The organism is Fortiea sp. LEGE XX443 (assembly GCF_015206815.1).
GTDB lineage: Bacteria > Cyanobacteriota > Cyanobacteriia > Cyanobacteriales > Nostocaceae > Nostoc_B.
Genome location: NZ_JADEXZ010000161.1, coordinates 1 through 1,165 on the forward strand (window position 1 = coordinate 1; position 1,165 = coordinate 1,165).

Below are 1,165 nucleotides of genomic sequence, written 5' to 3' on the forward strand. Positions count from 1 at the left end.
AGGCAGGGCTGTTTCATTCCACAAGGGCAAGAAGTTTGTCAATATCATGAGAGAGAAATCTTTGAGCAATTGTGATGGAAATATGACCATTTCGACGCAGTATGTTGAGAGCGATCGCTCTCAAGATAGAAAGATTAGCAGGAGCATTGCCCATACGGATCGTTGAATTATCTTCTTTGAACACAACATCTTTCACCCAATGGAGGCAATTTTCGATACCCCAATGACCGCGAATACCGAGAGCAAATTCCTTCGCCGAGCAAATCAAACTGCTAATATAACAAACAATTTCATGATATTTCTTACCCTTTCTTGTGCCAATTCTTTCGACCCTAATTAAAGATTGTATTCCCGTCCATTCTGGGTCAATTCCATTGACATCATGGAAAACTTCAACAGTACGCGTTGTTAATCTATCTCTAGTCTTTTCTGTCTCAATTATACGAGAGGTAGGTTTTCTGGTGGCGGCAATGTTTTGAATATGGCGATGTAGTTTGGGTTGATTATCTTTCACAGCAATAACGTAATCGTTACCACCTTCAATAATTATTTTGCAAGTTTTTTTTGGCAATGCAAGGAATCAAAGCTCAAGACTACATCTTCTATACCCAATGCTGTGACTAGCTCTTGCACAACTTGGATTTCGCTTTTGAGCTGGTTCTCAAATTTCTCCATCCCCACAACTAACCCTCTTTTGCCCGCAAATACTGATACTATGCTGACAAAATTCTGATTAGATGAACTGTAGTTTTGCACCGTACCTTTAATACTTTTACCGTCTATGGCACACCATTCTGATACTTCTAAATCAACATAATTTTTAGCCCACTCATTAAATTTTTCTGCCAGTTTATCGAAATCCACTCCCATGACTACACGTCGGATTGTTGAATATGAGGGAACTCCATGTTTTTGCCTACCAAATTTCTCTATTAATACCCGTCTATGCCTTTTGACAAAATCTCCCCAACCACGATATCCCACATATCCATTCATTGTTCCCATTATGACAAACAGCAACACCAGCCACAGTGGATGTCTTCGTCCATCAGTCGTTCTAAAATCTTCCACTTGCTTTAATTGTTCAATCAAATCTGCACCCATATTCTTTTCCCCTCCACTCTTGCTATTTTACCTGTTTTAGGGAATGAAACAGCCCTGGGGG

1 pseudogene is annotated in these 1,165 nt (G+C 39.8%); it reads right to left on the reverse strand.

The window, feature by feature from the left end:
• Window positions 1–13 precede the first annotated feature (13 nt).
• Window positions 14–1,074: pseudogene (locus IQ259_RS27850) on the reverse strand (ISAs1 family transposase); the annotation flags it as partial.
• Window positions 1,075–1,165: the final 91 nt, after the last annotated feature.